This window comes from Agrobacterium sp. GW821-FHT14E08 (assembly GCF_058803865.1).
The window spans coordinates 360,630-376,220 of sequence record NZ_JBXAPJ010000003.1; the positions used below are offsets into that span (position 1 = coordinate 360,630).

Annotated in this window: 13 protein-coding genes; 8 read left to right on the plus strand and 5 right to left on the minus strand. The window is 58.2% G+C overall.

Features of this window, described 5'->3' with window-relative positions:
* Nucleotides 1-36: 36 nt before the first annotated feature.
* Genes AC1ROR_RS14395 through AC1ROR_RS14415 form a run of 5 tightly spaced genes read left to right on the plus strand, consistent with a single transcriptional unit; the run spans nucleotide 37 to nucleotide 4,829 of the window.
* Complete coding sequence (locus AC1ROR_RS14395; protein ID WP_498589792.1) at nucleotides 37-948, plus strand: carbohydrate ABC transporter permease; 912 nt, start codon at nucleotides 37-39, stop codon at nucleotides 946-948.
* A complete protein-coding gene (locus AC1ROR_RS14400) occupies nucleotides 948-2,033 on the plus strand; it encodes a carbohydrate ABC transporter permease (protein ID WP_498589793.1) in 1,086 nt (361 codons plus the stop codon). The genes AC1ROR_RS14395 and AC1ROR_RS14400 overlap by 1 nt, the downstream gene beginning before the upstream one ends.
* A gap of 5 nt (nucleotides 2,034-2,038) precedes the next feature.
* Nucleotides 2,039-3,151 carry an ABC transporter ATP-binding protein gene (locus AC1ROR_RS14405; RefSeq protein WP_498589794.1) on the plus strand — a complete coding sequence of 371 codons (1,113 nt, stop codon included), beginning with the start codon at nucleotides 2,039-2,041 and terminating at the stop codon, nucleotides 3,149-3,151.
* Nucleotides 3,152-3,162: 11 nt separating this feature from the next.
* A complete protein-coding gene (gene ugpQ, locus AC1ROR_RS14410) occupies nucleotides 3,163-3,888 on the plus strand; it encodes a glycerophosphodiester phosphodiesterase (protein ID WP_498589795.1) in 726 nt (241 codons plus the stop codon).
* A 26-nt stretch (nucleotides 3,889-3,914) separates the two neighbouring features.
* Entirely contained in the window at nucleotides 3,915-4,829 is a 915-nt protein-coding gene (locus AC1ROR_RS14415; RefSeq protein ID WP_142170871.1) for a TIM barrel protein, read from the plus strand.
* 83 nt (nucleotides 4,830-4,912) lie between these two features.
* Here the strand turns inward: AC1ROR_RS14415 and eglC are convergent, their stop codons facing one another.
* Entirely contained in the window at nucleotides 4,913-6,310 is a 1,398-nt protein-coding gene (gene eglC / locus AC1ROR_RS14420) for an endo-1,3-1,4-beta-glycanase EglC (RefSeq protein WP_498589796.1), read from the minus strand.
* Between the two features lie 289 nt (nucleotides 6,311-6,599).
* Between eglC and greA the strand changes: the two genes are divergently transcribed.
* The gene (greA, locus tag AC1ROR_RS14425) at nucleotides 6,600-7,082 is read left to right on the plus strand and encodes a transcription elongation factor GreA (RefSeq protein WP_498589797.1); all 483 of its coding nucleotides are present in this window, start codon (nucleotides 6,600-6,602) and stop codon (nucleotides 7,080-7,082) included.
* A 100-nt stretch (nucleotides 7,083-7,182) separates the two neighbouring features.
* Here the strand turns inward: greA and AC1ROR_RS14430 are convergent, their stop codons facing one another.
* A complete protein-coding gene (locus AC1ROR_RS14430; protein ID WP_498589798.1) occupies nucleotides 7,183-8,583 on the minus strand; it encodes an O-antigen ligase family protein in 1,401 nt (466 codons plus the stop codon).
* 134 nt (nucleotides 8,584-8,717) lie between these two features.
* Nucleotides 8,718-10,055 (minus strand): SGNH/GDSL hydrolase family protein, encoded by a 1,338-nt coding sequence (locus AC1ROR_RS14435; RefSeq protein ID WP_498589799.1) that lies wholly within the window; start codon nucleotides 10,053-10,055, stop codon nucleotides 8,718-8,720.
* Between the two features lie 421 nt (nucleotides 10,056-10,476).
* Here AC1ROR_RS14435 and AC1ROR_RS14440 point away from each other — a divergent pair, with 421 nt between their 5' ends.
* Both AC1ROR_RS14440 and AC1ROR_RS14445 read left to right on the plus strand, forming a co-directional pair.
* Nucleotides 10,477-11,625, plus strand: coding sequence for a glycosyltransferase family 4 protein (locus AC1ROR_RS14440; RefSeq protein WP_498589800.1), 1,149 nt, complete (start codon nucleotides 10,477-10,479; stop codon nucleotides 11,623-11,625).
* A gap of 8 nt (nucleotides 11,626-11,633) precedes the next feature.
* The gene (locus AC1ROR_RS14445) at nucleotides 11,634-12,743 is read left to right on the plus strand and encodes a glycosyltransferase family 4 protein (protein WP_498589801.1); all 1,110 of its coding nucleotides are present in this window, start codon (nucleotides 11,634-11,636) and stop codon (nucleotides 12,741-12,743) included.
* Here the strand turns inward: AC1ROR_RS14445 and AC1ROR_RS14450 are convergent.
* Together AC1ROR_RS14450 and AC1ROR_RS14455 are read right to left on the minus strand one after the other, a co-directional pair.
* Complete coding sequence (locus AC1ROR_RS14450; RefSeq protein ID WP_498589802.1) at nucleotides 12,738-13,943, minus strand: glycosyltransferase family 4 protein; 1,206 nt, start codon at nucleotides 13,941-13,943, stop codon at nucleotides 12,738-12,740. The genes AC1ROR_RS14445 and AC1ROR_RS14450 overlap by 6 nt on opposite strands.
* Nucleotides 13,944-14,014: 71 nt before the next feature.
* Entirely contained in the window at nucleotides 14,015-15,583 is a 1,569-nt protein-coding gene (locus AC1ROR_RS14455) for an O-antigen ligase family protein (protein WP_498589803.1), read from the minus strand.
* Nucleotides 15,584-15,591: the final 8 nt, after the last annotated feature.

Consider the following 15,591-nt stretch of genomic DNA (forward strand, 5'->3'; position numbering starts at 1 on the left):
CGGGCGGCTTTTCCGCGTTCCCACCGGTATATCGCAATGTCCCAATTCCAGCTCAGAGCGCGCCGTCCGGCCCGGCCGATCTTTTATCTGGCGCCCGCACTTGTCCTGCTCGGCCTGTTTTTTCTCGCGCCGATCGTCGTCAATCTGGTGATCGCCTTTACCGATATGGGCGCAAATCTGAAGGTCGGGAAATTCACGGTCGAGAATTTCCAGCGCATGGTTCAGCGTGACATGCGCCTGCCGATCGTGCTGATGACGACGCTTGTCTATGTTGGCGCGACGCTGCTCCTCTTCAATATCGGCCTGGGTGCGCTGCTGGCCGTCACGACGACGGCGATACCGGACCGGCTCGGCAATTTCTTTCGCGGCCTGTGGCTGCTGCCGCGCATGAGCCCGGCCGTGCTTTATGGCGTGCTGTGGATCTGGATCGCCGATCCGACCTCTTCCGGTCTGCTCAACCAGTTTCTCGGTGCGCTCGGTGCACCCGCTCTCAACCTGCGCAACGACTTTCCGCTGCTTCTGGTGGTCGTGGCGAACGGCGTCGTCGGCGCGTCCTTCGCCATGGTCATCCTCACATCGTCCATCCGCTCCATACCCTCGCATCTGGCCAATGCGGCGCGTGTCGATGGCGCCAGTGAATGGGGCGTGCTTCGCCATGTCGTCGCACCGGCGCTCTCCGCTCCCATCCGCTTCATCACGCTCTATCAGGCGCTGTCGCTGATGACGACCTATGAATATATCCTGCTGATAACCGGCGGTGGTCCGGTCTATGACAGCACGACCTATGCGCTTTATATCTACCGGCGCGCCTTCGAAAACGGCGCTTACGCCTATGGCGCGGCGCTGGCACTCGGCCTCATGGCCATCGGCGTTGCCGTGACACTCATCCAATGGCGTCTCAGCAACATGCGCTCGACCTTTGCTCCCGCCAAAATCGAGGTGCTGTGATGACGCTCGCCCACTCCCATGCGCCTGCCCACAGGAGCGCGCCTGATCTGAAGCCGGACTGGACGCGCCTTGAAAAGCGCAGTCTCGTGCATCGCGCCGGCTTTCTTCCAGTCATCCTCGTGTTCCTGACGGTCGTCTCTGTTCCCGTTCTCCTACCCTATCTGTGGCTGCTGGTGAAATCGCTGACGAGTTCCGACGATAATCTCAGCCGGCTTGTCCTGTGGCGCAGCGGCGCAATCGCCGCTTTCGCTTATTGCGGGGCGATAGCGGTCGCAGTTTTCTCCGCGCGCCTGCGCAATCCCGTGCTGTTGTGGCTGGCGTTCGGCGCCGTTGTTGCAGCACTCGTTTTCGTGCTGGTGCTGCCGCATCTGACCATTGAGAACTACAGTTTTCTCTGGAGCCGCGACATCGAGAAAACCGGCACCACGCGCATGGCGCTGATGCCGTCCATCTGGACAGCAATGCGCAGTTCGCTGCTATTTGCCGGCTCCCAGACCCTGATCGTCGCGCTGGTCGCCACGCCTGCCGCCTATGCGCTGTCACGCTTTGCCTTTGCCGGACGCGAAAACCTGCTGCGAGGCCTTCTGCTGCTGCACGCCTTTCCGGCGCTTGCGCTCACCGTCGCGATCTTCGTGCAGCTGCATTACATGGGCCTTCTCAACAATCTCTTCGGCGTGGTGCTTGTCATGAGCGCGCTGGAGCTGCCGTTTGCGATCTTCGTTCTCAAGGGTTTTTTCGACAATGTTCCCTGGGACATCGAAATGAGCGCCGTCACCGATGGCGCGACCCGCTTCCAGGCCTTTCGCATGGTGGTTCTGCCGCAGGTGAGAAGCGGGCTGATCGCGGTCGCCACCTTCACCTTTCTGCGCGGCTGGGAGGAATATGTCTTCGTCCAGACCCTGCTCATCGAAAAAAGCCAGATGACGATGAGCCTCTATCTCTTCTTCGTGGCACAGGACAGCGTTGGCGTGAATTACGGCATGATTGCCGCCGTCGGCATCATCTATCTGCTGCCTGTGCTGATCATTTACATCTTCACGCAGAAATACATCACCCAGATGAGTTTCGGCGGGATCAAAGGATAATCGCCATGGCCAGGATCACCCTTACCAACGTCACCAAAAGCTGGGGCGACACCCGTGTTCTGCAACCGATGACGCTTGCCATCGAAGACGGCGAATTCGTCGCCGTTCTCGGCCCGTCGGGATGCGGAAAATCGACCACGCTTTTTCTGCTCGCCGGGCTTTACGCGCCGACCGGCGGAGAGATCGCCTTCGACGGCCATAACGTCAATCGCATCGATGCGCGCGACCGCAACGTCGGCATCGTCTTCCAGTCCTATGCGCTTTATCCCAACCTGACGGTGCGGCAGAACATCGCCTTTCCGCTGCGTTTCAAGAATGTTGCGCGCGAGGAAGCAGCGCGGCGGGTGGAGGAGGCGGCAAGCCTCGTGCAGATCAGCGCGTTGCTTGACCGGCGGCCCTCGCAGCTTTCCGGTGGCCAGCAGCAGCGTGTGGCGCTTGCCCGGGCGTTGGTCAAGGAACCCAACATCCTCCTCTTGGACGAGCCGCTCTCCAATCTCGATGCGACGCTGCGCATCACCATGCGCGCCGAGCTGAAAAGCCTGCAGAAACGGCTGAAGATCACCACGCTCATCGTCACCCATGACCAGATCGAGGCGATCACCATGGCCGACAGGATCATCTGCATGAACAATGGCGCGATCGCCCAGATCGGCACGCCGGATGATCTTTACCGCCGGCCCGACAATCTGTTCGTAGCCGGTTTCATCGGCACGCCGCCGATGAACCTCTTGAAGGCATGGGCGCAGGGCGGGCAGTTGCAGATTGGCGATGCCTTGCTCGATCTCGATGGTTCTTGCGACGGCGAGGTGACCTTTGGCCTGCGCCCGGAAGATATCGCCCTCATTGAACCTACGGAAGCGCGGCTTGCGGGCCAGGTTGCCACCGTCGAGCCGATGGGGCGCGAGGTGTTCTACACGATCGACACGCCCGCAGGCATGATCCATGCGCTGGAATATGGTGAAGTCATACGTCATGCGCCCGGCGCGCGGGTTGGTATCGGTTGCAAACCCGGCCTGACGCTTGTTTTCGACGCATCCGGCAACCGCATTGCCGGGCTTCACGCCGATCTTCCCCACCATTCGACCATTCCGGCACGTGAGCCGGAGCCCGTAAACTGACAGGACTTTCCATGCCCAAAATCGTTTCCCATCGCGGTGCCAACCGGTTCGCACCCGAAAACACCTTTGCCGCTGCCGACCTCGCCTTGCGACATGGGGCAGATTATATCGAGCTTGACGTGCGTGAGAGCGCGGACGGCGTTCTTTATGTCTTCCACGATGAAACGCTGGATCGCACTACCAACGGCACGGGGCCTATCGGCCATGCTCTTTCGAGCGAAATCGATGCGCTGGATGCCGGCGGCTGGTTTGATGAAAGCTTCGAGGGTGCGATTGTACCCCGGCTCGATGCCTATCTGCGTCATCTGCGTGGCCGCTGCGGTGTCTATGTCGAATTGAAATATTGCGATCCCGTCAAGGTCGCAGCGCTGGTGCGCGGCCTCGGCATGGTGCGCGATACCTTCTTTTTCTCCTTTTCCGAGGAAATGCGCCGGGGCCTGGCCGCCGCCGCACCGGATTTCCGCAAGATGATGACGCTCGAAATTGCCAGGTCGCCTTCGCTCGCGGCGGCCGTGCACCATGCCTCGATCATCGAGATCACGCCGGAACAGATGCGCAAGCCCGGACTTGTCGAGGCATGCCGCAATGCGGGTCTCGAGGTCATGGTTTATTATGGTGGCGATGATGTCGACCTTCATAATGAGATCGCATTGGCCGGGATAGACTATGTCAACATCGACCGCCCGGACCTGTTCGACACGGTACGGCGTGCCGCGCGGCTGCCTGAACTCGTATAAACTTCTTTACCCCTGGAGATGACGACATGAGCAATCTTATTGGTACCGGTTTTAACGCCGGCTCGGACGACGGCGAACTGGCCACCCTTGAAAACGATCTGCGCGCATTGGCCGATATTGGCTGCGATACCGTCGAACTGGCTGTGACCAGCCTTGATCTGATCGCAGGCGGCCGCATCATCGAGGAGCGTGCCGACCGGTTCGTGTCGCTCGCGAAACAGTTCGATTTCCGCTACACCGTGCACGGGCTGGTGTCCTCCAATTTCATGGATCCGGTAACCTGCCGTTACCAGATCGATGCCGCCAAGGCGCTGGCCGTCCTGTGCGACCGTATCGGTGCCGGCATTCTCGTTCAGCATGGCGGTGCGCTGCGTGCGGACCAGATCGCCGAGCGTGCCGACGCCGATGCCCGTGAGCGGGAAGCCCTTTTCGAGCTTGCGGAATTCTGCAAGCCCTATGGTGTGCGTATCGCGCTTGAGAATATCTTCTCCACCGAGCCGGGCCAATATCGCCAGACGCCCGCCGAAGTGGCGGCGACCGTGAAGGCCGTTGGTCATGACAACGTCGTGGCGCTGATCGATTTCAGCCATGCCTATATCGAATCCACCTATCGCGGTCTTGATTTCCGCGAGCAGCTTCGCGCCATGGCGCCGGTCGCCGGCCATCTGCATGTCCACGATTCCTTCGGTCGGCCGCAAGGCTTTTACCAGCCATATTTCGACCAGGAAAATACCGCGCTTGGCATTGGCGACCTGCATATGCCGCTCGGCTGGGGCGATATTGAGTGGGAAAGCATCTTCTCGGAGCTGACCTTCCTGCCCGATACCGTCCTGATGATGGAAATCAGCCGCCGCTACCGGGCAGAACAGCCGGCGAGCCTTGAAACGGCACGGCACCTCATGTCGCTCCACGCCGATCGGATGCAGATAGCGGCTGAATGACGAGTTTGCACAAGGCACAGCCCCGATAGGCTGATGCCTGAAACGCCGGCAGTTCTGGACGCGACTGCCGGCGTTGTCGTTCCTCACGCGGCCCAGTCAGAAAGCGAATAGGCCCTGATGTAGTCGATCATCATCTGTGAACCATCGCTGAAATCACCGGCAGATGGCGTTCCCGCCATGCCACCGACGGCGAGGTTGACGATCATATACATGGGGTCGTGCATATCATCGGGCGTATCCGTCTGTGCCACCGCGACATCGTCAAAATACCAGGTAATGTGTTCCGCGTCCCACAACACGCCGTAGGTGTGGAACCCTTCCGTGCTCGGCACGCTGACATTTTTGATAACAGATGTCTGTTCGCCCGTTGCATTGGAGTGGGTGGACATGATCAGCGTATTGGGATTCTGGCCGCGCATTTCCACGATATCCAGTTCCGGTGGCCAGGATCCGTCTTCCGGCAGAAGCCAGAAAGCCGGCCATGCGCCCCGGTCGGTCGGCATATCGGCGCGGATTTCGAAGTAACCATAGGTCTGGCTGAAGGAGGAATAGGTGTTCAGCATGCCCGACGTATAATCGTATCCCTCGACCTCATCGGCGACCGATTGTGCGGTTTCTTCAGCGGTGATGGTCAGGACACCGTTTTCCACACTGAAGGGATTGACCTCGGATGTCCCGGCATAAGCGGGGTTGATATACCATTGCGCTTCGCCATTCGTCGTCAGCGAACTTCCCTTTTCCGGCGCCCACCAATATTTGGCGTCCCAGGTTCCCTCACCCCCGCTGCGCAGAGAAAGCGCGTCGAATTCGTCGGCAAAGGTCTGGGTCAGTGAGGACCGGTCAAGGCTGAGTTCAAATTGGCCGGCCTGAAGATCGTCGATGGTTGTTCCTGCGAGAACGACAGCTTCGCCATTCGCGAAGTTCAGCCAGAGATCGCTGCCTTGCTGGGTGGCATTGCTGACGAGCTGGTCGAAGGAGGTAACGCCGTAACCATTCAGCCGGATCGTATCGTTGGCGCTGAAATCCATGATGAGGTCGGTGCCGTTGCCACTGGTGAAAACAAATGTGTCGGCACCGCCACCGCCGATCAACACGTCGTTGCCAGCGCCGCCATCGATGGTCTGGCTGCCCGATCCGCCGGTGATGATATTGTCGAGCGAATTCCCGAAGGCATAACGGCCATCGCCTGTTACCCGTAGATTCTCGAAATTCTCGGGCAGGGTGTAGCTCATCCAGGTGTCGATCGTGTCGATGCCTTCGCCGGCGTTTTCCACGGCGCGATTGATGCTGGAATAGAGATAATAAATATCGTCGCCTGTGCCACCCGCCATCGTCACATTCACGGAGCTGTCGCCCCACATGGAATCATTGCCGGCTGTGCCGGCAAGCAGCGGGCCGGACCCGGTGGCGGAAAAGAAACCTTGGGAATTGCCGCTATAATAAAGTGTGTCTCCAAGCGCATTCACTACTGTCCGGGTCATGAGCCGTCTCCTGTCCGTTAGCGTTGGCTTCCTCCTCCCACGGAACATCCTAACAGGGCAAAAAGCCCGCTGTTAGGGCAAGATATGAGGGGTGCGTGTGTACCAGGCGAGAGTGCTGAAAAGCGTCGATTTGATTAACGAGCAGTAGCGCGGTCGGTGAATTCCGCTTCTGCCCGGTCCGCTTTGAAGCTATGGCTGGTTCTACTCTTGCCGTGCTCCAGCGTGTGGTGGCAGGATTGGACCGGAAAGAGATGTCTCAAGCGGCGTCTCGCCGAAATGGAGTATCAGATTGAGTGTAGCCTTCACCAAGGAAGACAGTGCCGAAACCGCAGCCGAAACCGTTCTGCCGGATCGGGTGATTTCGCCGCATCCCAATCTGGTGACCGAGGCCGGGCTGAAAACGCTGGAACAGCAATTGCGGTTGGCGCGCGAGGCCTGTGAGGCCGCCAATGCCGTCGAAGACGTTAATGAAAGACGGCGGCTTTCCGCGAGCCCCCTGCGGGACGTTCGCTATTTTGCGGAGCGCATTCGCACCGCCCAGCTCATGCCGGACCCGCCTGGAAATGGCATTGTTGCCTTCGGCAGCCTCGTGACCTTCAGTCGCGATGACGGGCGCACGCAACAGTTCCGGATCGTCGGCGAGGATGAGGCCGATCCTGCAACAGGATCAATCTCCTATGTGTCGCCGGTGGCACGGGTGTTGATGGGGAAAGTGGTGGGCGATGTCGTGAGTTTGGGTGGCAGCGAGATTGAAGTCGTCGGAATAGGCTAGTCGCCAGCTCAAAAAACTGAACCTATGGCCGCCGCGCAGATATATGATTTGATCGGTTTGGCGCTCGTTACCAATCTATTCCATCAGAAGGCTGGATGTCTCAGGCTCCCACCTTGTCGGTGAAGCTGCCTGCATCCCCGTTGCGTACGCTCTGCGTCATCGCTGCCATCCGCGTTATCGTATTTTTCAGAAAAAGCCTGAAATCGAGATCGATGAAAGCATAGGCGAGGGCAAGTCCAACATGCGCCATGAAGACAGGATTGAAATTCAGCTCTTCAAATTGGTAGCCGACTATGACCCCAATCGCTGAATAGGCAAAGAAACTGATCTTTCGTTTTCGGAAAACTGCATAGATGGTCGCAAAGGCGCTGAGAATGCAAAATCCAATGCCCGATGCATAGGCGGTGGCCAGAAAGCCATTATGTGGCGTGCCGATTCTCGTCATTTGAGACAATTCACCATATCGTGCAGTAAAGCCAATACCCAACGGATGGTTGAGCATGACCTGGACGCCGGCGACAATTGTTTCCCAACGTTCCTGTGCGTTATTACTCGTGTTGGTGTCCTCAAGAAAACGCTTCGAAAAAGCTTGCTCGGCAAAATCGAAAGCGCCCAATGGCAAAATGGCGGCGATGCTGAGGGCCAGGAGAGCAAAGCCGAAATATGTACTGAGGAGCATCCGGATTGAAAAATTTCTGACGTAGTAATAGAGCCCGATGATGAGAACCGCAATTACACCCGACCGGTTGAGCGTGAGAGTGAAGGCGGCCAAGTAGATAACTAAGAATGCCGCAAACAGCGCAGGACGCCTGTGGCGTTCTGCAAGATAGGCCGCCGCCGCACCGGCCAGAGCGAATACCGGTCCCGCCGTATTTCCCACGGGCCAGATTCCTCCCGCTTTTTCGACGCGCAAAAGTAGCGGACTTATTTCACCTTTTGCCGCGGCCTCCAGCACCCCGGCTTCATCGAACATGAAAGACAGGCCAAGAGAAGCAAGCCGATCATGAATGACGATATCGAGAAACAAGAGTATCGTCACCGCGATAAAACCGGCGAAGATACTCCAGCAGAATAGCTCAAGGAGATTCTCCTTGAATAGCATATAGGTGAAGAACAGAAAATAAACGGCGTAGAAATAGGTCATCGCCGTGGTGTAAAATTCGCCATCGCCGCGCTCATCGGCAAAAATAGTCGTAAGAGCGAAAAGCACAGTCAGCGGAACGATATATAACAGGGTGATCGAAGGCGTAAGGCACCGAATGTAAAGCAGTGCGATGACGGGTAAAGTCACCAGCACCAGCATGTCAGTGATGTTGAGAAAGCGCAGGCCGATATTGCTGGTCAAGACATTGCATTGAATGAAAAAACCGATCGAAAAAACAAAGATGGACAGAAAACGAGTGGGAACATTGAATGTTTTTGAAGGGTAGAGCGGCATCGCCATGACGAAGCCTGGTAACGGGAACTGACGTGATATCAGCCCATTTGCGCGTCGGGTCATTCGCGGCCTGTCTTTCACTGGCGGACCTGGAGTGGCCCTGTTGAGAGGGCGTCATCCCCACGGGATAATAGGGGTGATGACGGTGAATAGTGGTCTTGACGGCATGGCCGCGCAAGACAATTTTTCTATGTATCTCAGTTGCTCAGATTGCCTTTCGGCAAAGGTCCTTCCGTGGCGATGACCCGTTGGATAAAAAGTGGTTCATTGGAGCTTGGCGGGCTGGGACCGAAGGCTGGATAGATTTGCACGTACAGGCCGAAACTGGTGGGGCTAAGGTCGGAATCTATTGTTATCTCGTTGGCGGTGCCCCACATCCAGCCGCTGTTACCGAGGCCATTCACTCCGCCGAACTGGAGGGCCGTGGCGTTGATGGTGCGGGATGTGCCACCGCTTTTCACGACCAGTGCAACAAAGGGTGGGCGTTGCCCCTCCGAATATTTGTAGAGCACCGCAAATGAAACGGTTTTGCCGATCATTGCTACCGCCTCCGCGTTGCGGAGATAGCGAAGTAGCCCGACCGTCTGGTTGCCATTCGCACGCAGGGCAAGGCTATGAGCGAAGGCGGGAGAAAAGGTGACATCGGCGGCTTTGGCAACGGAGCCTGGCGCGCTCAAGTTCCAACCCGTTGGAACAGAGCCTGACCAATCGGTGAAATCGCCGTTGGCTATGAGATTGGTGGCGGGAAGCTTCGGCCAGCAGGGTGTCTGAAAGCTGCTTTCGGGTGCCGACGCCAGATAACAACTGAACAAAGTCTGGGCGATGAGCCGAGAGCCGGCGTCGTTCGGATGGATATTGTCACGATAAAGGGTCGCGTCCTTACCTTTTGCTACAAATGCTGCGTGGGTATCCACCAGCGTGAGGTTGGGGTGAGTCCGACCCACATCGAGGATCGCTTGATAGACTTTGTCGTAAGCTGTGTTATCGCGCCAGGGATTTTGCGTGGTGATGAGTTGCGGAGTGTCGGGCCAGTGCCATTCGGTCATACCCAGCGGCCCAAGCAGAGTGGATCGTCCCGAACTCAGGATGCCGCCAGGCGCCTCAAAGCTCTGCATATTATGCCCATGATGCATGATGCACAGGTCGGGACGTGGAATCTTCAGCGCAGCCGCGCGCTGTTCCGCAAGCATGTAACCCGCCGTTCCCCCCGGCAGTGCGGCGAGATAGACCGTGAGCGTTCCGCCAGTGCCGGCGCGCAGTGTCACCGGCTCGGCATAGGCTTTCGGTCCTGTCGGGGCGTTTGTCTGCCATTCCGCCCAGCGGTATACCACCACTTTCATATCGTGCAGCTCGCCAAGCATGACGGCAAATTGCTGGAAAGGTCCGGCTTCGGCATAGGCGGTACTGTCGCCATTCACGAAGATAGTGGCGTCCCGTCCGGTGGTCAGGCGTGCGCGCAAAGGTGAGAGTGCGTTCAGGGAAGGGACGAGGGCGCGGATATTGCCGGGAACGATACCGAGCGACACACCGATCATGCCGGCACCTCTTTCGTTCCCGTCATATATATGCATATGTTATGTTCGAGTACTGTCATCGTTCGTTCTCCTGGTCTGGCCGCATTATAGCGCTGCCGTGATACCGGGGGAAAAACGCAGGAAGCCAAGCGGTGAACAGCATAAGAAATTGAACGTCACGCATTTTTCTTCGAATTATTTTAAAATACAAAAATAGAATATTTTTCTTTTATTTTAAGCGGACCGGATTTTTGATCCGCATGAAGGTTTAGATGTCATTTTTTTCAAGCGTAAGCAAGCATTGTCGTTCTTACACTGAAGCTCATGATCAGGATATGCCCGTCGCCGCCAGGCGTGCTGGGGCCATTTTCGAGCCTCCTGTTCGTGCCCGCGATAAGGGGCAATGGTATGGCGAACGCCCCGCCGCACGACAGGTGATGTCATGACATCCGCTCTTTTTGTCAGCCATACCGGTGAGAAGGGCGGAGCCGAGCTTTTCCTGACGGATCTGGTCAAGGCCGGGCCTCCTTCCTGGCGTGCCTGTTTTCTCAGCGGCGGCGGCGCCGCAGATGATCTTGCGGCCTCAGGGCGGCCACCAGTCATGTTGTCCGCTGGCAAAAAAATGCTGTCGATACGTCGCGATTCATCTGTCGGTGCAATGCTGCGTGGAGCTGCCGACGTGATGGCCGTCGCATGGCAGTTGAGCCGGGAGGCGAAACATTACGATGTCATCTGTGCCAATTCGCAGAAGGCGCTTTTTGTCTGTGCTCTTGCAGCGAAGCTCAGCCGCCGCCCGCTTGTCTGGGTTTTACATGACATTGTCACCGATCCGGCTTTCAGCGCCGCCAATCGCCGCGCTTCGCTGGCATTTGCGCGCCATTTTGCCAGGCTTGTGGCCGTCAATTCACAGGAAACGGGCAGGGCTTTCATTGAGGCGGGCGGCGAAGCGGAAAAAGTCCGCATCGTTTACAATGGCTTCGATCCCGCGAAGGCAGCCATTTATGATCCTGCCAAGGCCGCACGGCTGCGTGCCGAACTGGGCCTTGGTCCTGAGCCCCTCGTCGGGTTGTTCGGCCGGCTGAGCGAATGGAAGGGACAGCATGTTTTTCTGGAGGCGATTGCAGCGATGGATGGTGTTCAGGCCGTTGTCGTTGGCGGAGCGCTTTTCGGGCAGGAGGCCTATGAGGCGCGCATCCGTGACCAGGCATCCCGTCTCGGTCTCGATGGTCGCGTCCGCTTCCTCGGTTTCCGTTCGGATGTTCCTGAACTGATGGCTGCAATGGATGCGGTTGCTCACACCTCGATAGTCGCCGAACCCTTCGGCCGGGTGGTGGTCGAGGCAATGATGTGTGGCCGGCCGGTTGTCGCCACACGCGGTGGCGGGGTTACCGAAATCATTCGGGATGGGGAAACGGGTCTTCTCGTGCCACCGAACGATGCCAGTGCACTTGCCGCAGCACTTGGCTGCATTCTTTCGCATCCGGCTCTGGCAGAAAGGCTGGCGCAGAAGGGGCGGGATGATGTGAGCCAGCGTTTTTCGCTGGAAGAGACCAGCAGAGCGGTTTCCGCGTTGCTGGCGGAAGCGGCGTGAGGCAGTCGATGCGCATTCTCGTAAACATGCCGAGCCAATATGGCGGCAAGGCTTCCGGCGTCGCCCGCGTGACATTCAGCCTGCTGGAGCGGCTTCTGGAGCAAACGCAGGACGACTATATTCTGCGTTCTCCCTGGATGCGGGCGCAACTGCCCGAAAGCCTGCGTGACAGCCGCCTTCAATTGATAGAGACACCGCGGCCGCGCATCATGGTTTTCGATGTGCTGCGTCAGGCCCTGACGTTGCCTGCACTTTGCCGCCGGCACAGGATTGATGTGCTTTTTAATGCCGATCCCTTTGGAAGTCCTCTTGGCAGCAAACGGCGTGTCACGCTTGTTCACGATCTTTATTTCAAGACGATCCCGGAACAGATCGGTTGGCGGGCGACCCTGACGACCGATTTCATTTTTCGCCTTATGATGGCTGGTTCCGATCGAATAAGCTGCGTGTCTGATGCGACACGACGGGACTTGGCGCGCTTTTATCCCTCCGCTGCCGGCAAAAGCCTGACCATTTATTCCGACAGTACCCTGAAGGTTGACCCGGACGCTGTAAACGAGCCCTCGCTGATAGCCGGGCCTTATATACTGGCGGTCGGAAACGCGACGTCCAATAAAAATTTTGCACTGCTCGGCAAGGCTTTTGCGCGGCTTGGCAAGGCGTGGCCGGATTTGCATGTGGTGCATGTGGGCCAGGACGATGCCGAGGAAATCGGCAGTGCGCTGGACGATCCGGAGTTGAAGGCGCGACTGGTCCGGCTCTCTGGCATAGACGACCGGCAACTGGCCGAACTCTATCGACATGCCGCCTGCCTCTGTGTGCCCTCCACCTATGAAGGGTTCTGCCTGCCTGTCTTGGAAGCACAACAGCTGGGATGTCCGGTCGTCTGCTCCAACCGCTCCGCGACGCCGGAGATAGCCGGCAAGGGCGCGCTTACCTTCGACCCCGCCGACGCCGACAGCCTTGTTGCCGCGCTTGACCGGCTTTTCCGGGAACCTGGCCTGGCGGATGATCTTCGCCAGGCGGGTTATGAAAACCGCAAGCTATATTCATGGCAGAAGGCGGCGGAAAGCTATGCGCAGCTTTTCCATAAAAATATCAATTCTCACGGCTTATGACCGAATGCTGCTGCGCAGATCCGCATAGAGCGCTTCATAGGCCGCGACCACCCGCTCGGGGGAGACACCCTGCGAAATTCGCGCCATGGTTTCGGGCGTCTCCACGAGAATTTCGGGATTGCGCATGGCATCGACCATGCGTGCGGCGAGTTCGATTGCCTTGCCCGGTGTAAAAAGACGTTCCGGCCTGTCGTGGCCGATTTGTTCGGCAACCCCGGCGAGATTGGCACCGATGACGGGAACGCTGCGCAGGATAGCCTCGGCGACAGTGCGCCCGAAAGCCTCCGGCCATAAAGGCGGCACAATAAGACAATCTATACCCGCGAAGAAATTATCGGCCTCCACATAACCGGGGAATTCGACGGGAAGGCCTGCGGCCTTCTGCCGATAGGCTTCGATGCCGCCCGGTGCCCGACCCGCCATGACCAGCCGCCAGCCTTGCGGCGGCAGGAGGTGCAGCGCCTCGATCAGCAGATCCGCGCCCTTGGGCGCCTCGATGCGGCCGAGATAGCCAAAAACAATCGGCTCACCGGCCGTGCGGGGCTTGCGCGAACTCCGTGAGACCGGTGGTGCTATGGCGTTCCAGATAACCGCGCGGCGGTTTTCGGGCACATGGGTGAAGAAGCCGGCCTGAACATGGCGGTCGACAATATCGCGGCCGACGCCGGCCACGGCATCGACGGCACATTGGCAACGCCGGTGCAGATAAGAAAAGGTGCGGCATTTCTTGCTGCTGCCATCGCAAATGTGCCCATCGTGAAACAGCGATCCGTTGGTGCACATGCTGGTGAAATCATGCAGGGAATGAACAAGCGGAATGCCTCGCCTGCGGATCATCGGCCAGATCAGCGGCGTCAATTCAGAGAGCGAATGGGTGTTAACGACATCCGGGCGGAAATCATCGATGACACGTGCGAGCCGGTGCACAAGGCGCGGATCCAGTTGCACGGCGGCTTTGTAATATTTGCGCTTCCATCCCGGCTGCTGCTCCCAATCGCCGATGAAAAACGGTGTCGTATGTCCAAGGCGGTGGATGGCGAAACCATCACGCAGCTCCGCAGGCTGTTGTTTCCGGGAAATGGCGGCCACCGCAACCGCATGTCCCTTGTCCGCCAGCCCGCGTGCAAGGTCTTCCACGAATATCTCCGCGCCGCCCACCCGGTCTGGAGAAAATAGAGATGTTACCTGCAATATCCGCATGCCAATTTCCCGCGCCTATTTGGTTCTGCAATTATTTGTTTCGCGCTGTCCGAATATGCACCTCATAGCGGTTACGGTTGCCAAAACGCGGTTTTCACCGCCTCACCCTGCCCGGTCGAGCCTGGCATCATGGGGCCGGCCGAAGATTGTCTACGCCGTCGTCCCTCCCGCTCCACTCCCGGCGGGCGAAGGCAAAGAGTGACAATGGGGGCAAGGAAGACCGCATAGGCCATGGCGAAGCCTGGCACCTGTAACGAAAAATCAAGTGTGGAATGGAGTGCGACAAGCAATAACCCCGCAAGGCCGAGATGGGAGGCGTAACGGTAGCTTTTGCGTTTGCGCGCTCCGCGAATAAAAATAGCGAGGTGAGCAAGCACAAAAAAAGCCGCGTAGAAAGGAAATGCGATGCCGAGTGTCAGCAAGCCTTCGGCATAGACATTATGGGCATGGGTGACGATGGCATCCACGCCGCATTGTGCCATATGATAGGGTGCATAGGTTTCCGCAAAACTTGCAAGGCCTGACCCCCAGGGCCAATTATCGGCGATGGCGCGCATGATGCCCGGCATGTAGCAGAAGCGCATATCGTCTTCCACGCGCGTTTCCATGCGCAGCGCCACCCGACTGGCGAAAAGCGAGAACAGGGCGACGGTGATGGCGAGCATGACTGCCGCCTTGCGTTTAAACCCGCGCCGCCTGCGCCGTGAAGCCGCCGCCTTGCGGCCTGCCCTCAATGGGGAGTTGAAAACGGTGAGAAGAATAAGGAAAAGCAGCGCGGCGAAGCTCGACATGATCCCCGCGCGAGATCCGGTCAGCATCAGGGCGAGAAAGCAAAAGGCGGTGAGGGTGCCGATGAAGGCGGCTTTGCGGATGAGCCGTTTCTGTTCGTCCGGCACCGTCAGGCGGTTTGCCACAAGTGCTCGGATCATCCTCCAGTCAGGCGCCACGAGCCTTTTGTGCAGCAGTACGACGAGGGTGAGAAGGATGAGGCCAAAGAAGGTTGCGGCGGTGTTGCGATTGACGAAAAGACCCGTCAGGCTGCCAAGATAAAAGCGTTTCTGAATAAAGCCGAGCATGTCCGGGAAAAGCAGAAATTGCAGGATCGCCCATAGCGCCAACCAGCCGCCGGCTATTGCAAACCATCGTAGCGCTTTTGCTGCGCGCTCATCGCTATCGAAAATCACAAGGCCGGCCATGAAAGCCCCGAAGGGCAGGGCAGCGCTCAAAAGTCCGAGCTGATCATCCGCCGGGGTGAGAGAGATCGTGGCGGCGGGCACGGCCTGCGCGAACATCGCGGCGGTGGCCCAGGCCGGGTTAGGGGGTGCGATGCCCGGTAAAGGCGATGTTTGCAGCAGGGTCTGGATGATGAGCGCCGCCAGCAAAAAGCAGGCGGCGACCAGCGCTTTGCCGGAACCGCCTTGAGGCGGCCCGAACACCAGAATGGAAGGCACCAGCAGTACATAAATTGCTATGGTGACGACGATGCGGCTTTCGATTTCGGTCGCGCCGCGGTTGAGAAGAGCGAGAAGGAATATTGCCCAGAATGTTACCATTGCGGCCATCCGGAAATAGTCCTGAAACGCGACCGGTCGGGACGGTGAGAGGGACAGCGGTTCTGGTTGGGCTTCGAATGGCGGCATGGTTTTCG